The 2,500-nt window shown below is 45.9% G+C and carries 1 protein-coding gene and 2 rRNA genes (1 of these 3 running past the window's edge); 2 read left to right on the top strand and 1 reads right to left on the bottom strand.

The window, feature by feature from the left end; translation table 11 throughout:
- Positions 1-1,004: ribosomal RNA gene (locus tag AC2CZC_RS06555) — 23S ribosomal RNA — on the top strand; it begins 1,876 nt to the left of the window's first position.
- Positions 1,005-1,182: 178 nt separating this feature from the next.
- Positions 1,183-1,297: ribosomal RNA gene (rrf, locus tag AC2CZC_RS06560) — 5S ribosomal RNA — on the top strand.
- 187 nt (positions 1,298-1,484) lie between these two features.
- On the opposite strand, the gene AC2CZC_RS06565 is transcribed toward rrf, so the two are convergent.
- Positions 1,485-2,451 (bottom strand): IS630 family transposase gene (locus tag AC2CZC_RS06565; RefSeq protein WP_484584855.1). Its coding sequence is split into 2 segments (ribosomal slippage): positions 1,485-2,051 and positions 2,053-2,451, totalling 966 coding nucleotides; the frame shifts between segments, so codons are not numbered across the junction.
- Positions 2,452-2,500 lie beyond the last annotated feature (49 nt).

Raw genomic sequence — 2,500 nt, forward strand, 5'->3', positions numbered from 1 at the left:
ACGGCGGCCGTAACTATAACGGTCCTAAGGTAGCGAAATTCCTTGTCGGGTAAGTTCCGACCTGCACGAATGGTGTAACCATGGCCACGCTGTCTCCACCCGAGACTCAGTGAAATTGAAATCGCAGTGAAGATGCTGTGTACCCGCGGCTAGACGGAAAGACCCCGTGAACCTTTACTACAGCTTGGCACTGAACATTGACCCTACATGTGTAGGATAGGTGGGAGGCTTTGAAGCACAGTCGCTAGATTGTGTGGAGCCGACCTTGAAATACCACCCTTGTAGTGTTGATGTTCTAACTTAGGCCCCTAATCGGGGTTGAGGACAGTGCCTGGTGGGTAGTTTGACTGGGGCGGTCTCCTCCCAAAGAGTAACGGAGGAGCACGAAGGTTGGCTAAGTACGGTCGGACATCGTACGGTTAGTGTAATGGTAGAAGCCAGCTTAACTGCGAGACAGACACGTCGAGCAGGTACGAAAGTAGGTCATAGTGATCCGGTGGTTCTGAATGGAAGGGCCATCGCTCAACGGATAAAAGGTACTCCGGGGATAACAGGCTGATACCGCCCAAGAGTTCATATCGACGGCGGTGTTTGGCACCTCGATGTCGGCTCATCACATCCTGGGGCTGAAGTCGGTCCCAAGGGTATGGCTGTTCGCCATTTAAAGTGGTACGCGAGCTGGGTTTAGAACGTCGTGAGACAGTTCGGTCCCTATCTGCCGTGGGCGTTTGAGAATTGAGAGGGGCTGCTCCTAGTACGAGAGGACCGGAGTGGACGAACCGCTGGTGTTCGGGTTGTTATGCCAATAGCATTGCCCGGTAGCTACGTTCGGAATCGATAACCGCTGAAAGCATCTAAGCGGGAAGCGAGCCTCGAGATGAGTTCTCACTTTAACTTTAAGTTAACTGAAGGGCCGTTGAAGACTACAACGTTGATAGGCGAGATGTGGAAGTGCTGTGAGGCATTGAGCTAACTCGTACTAATTACCCGTGAGGCTTAACCATACAACGCCAAAGTGGTTTGACTTGTTAGAAGTTAAGAATAAAAAGTAGACGAAAAGAATTTAATTACGCTTCCAGATTTTAGCATTGTGAATAGATGAGCTCTAATGAGAAATCAATTCACCTTGCGCAAATGAAATGACAAAAAGACGTCATTAACCATTTGCACGAAAAGAATTTGCTTGGTAACCATAGCATTTTGGAACCACCTGACTCCATGCCGAACTCAGTAGTGAAACGAAATAGCGCCGATGATAGTGTGGGGTTTCCCATGTGAAAGTAGGACATTGCCAAGCACCAAATAAAAGAAACCCGTTGCAGAAATGCAGCGGGTTTTTTGCGTTTAAGTCCCTTGGCAACAGCTAAAACTGCTCATTTCACCTTGCGCAAAAAGAGCGCTCTCACTAACCTTTTGCACGATAAACGCAAGGTGAAGGGAGCAACCTTCACACCTTTCATCCTTTATACCACTCCGCATAAAGATTAAATCAGCTTTATCCATTCACGACTGCACATTTTCTTAACTCGTTCAGGTATTGAAATAAATTGATTCCAAGCTTTTGAAACTTCATCAACTATTTCTACATAGCCCGAAAATATTCTATTGGATAAGCAATGTTGCCTTATCCAGCTCCATACTTGTTCTATTGGATTTAACTCAGGTGAGTAAGGGGGAAGCTTTATTAGCGTTAAGTTGCTGAATTCTGACGCAGTATCATGTGTATGCCAGCCTGCGCCATCTATTATCACTACTGCATGCCTACCAATTGGTGTAGCTTGTGATATTTGACGCATGTGCTGCGTCATCGCTTCTTTATTTACGAATGGACTTACTAGCGCTTCTGTTTGGCCCGTGGCAGGACATACTGCACCAAATAAATACCCGTATTCAAACTGTTGTTGTTTCACAATCCTTGGCCGAGTACCCGTCTTAGCCCAAATGCGTGTAGTCGGATTTTGCTGGCCAAATCGAGCTTCATCCTGAAGCCATACGTCGATACGATCAAGAGGTAAGTGTCCTGGTGTGTGAAGGATCGTTTCCAGTTGGAAGTTTTTTAAAAGCTTCTTGGCTTTGTAATGACTGCTTAGGGTGTTTTGAACGACTTGTGATCCAACTAAAGCCAAGCTGCTTTAGGATTTTATAGACATGATTTAAGTGGTAATGAACACCAAATTCACTGCTAATGTAATGCACAATGTCCTCACCGGTTAGACGGCCACCTTGAAGCTCCGTGTTTGTGCGTTTAATAAATTCAGACAGTTGATCAAGCTGAGACTGTTGCAGTCTGGATGGACGTCCTTGAATAGGCTTATTGTCTAAGCCATCGAGCCCATGCTCTAGGTAACTAGAGACCCATTTATTAACACTACTCCGTGCTATATTAAGGCGTTTTGCAATGTCGGTTCTGCTATTACCTTCATAAAATAATGACACAGCAAGTAATCGCATACGTTTACGTGCGTTGGGTTCTGTTCGAGAAAGCGCTAAAAGCTGTTCA

Source organism: Pseudoalteromonas sp. MMG033, assembly GCF_057197785.1.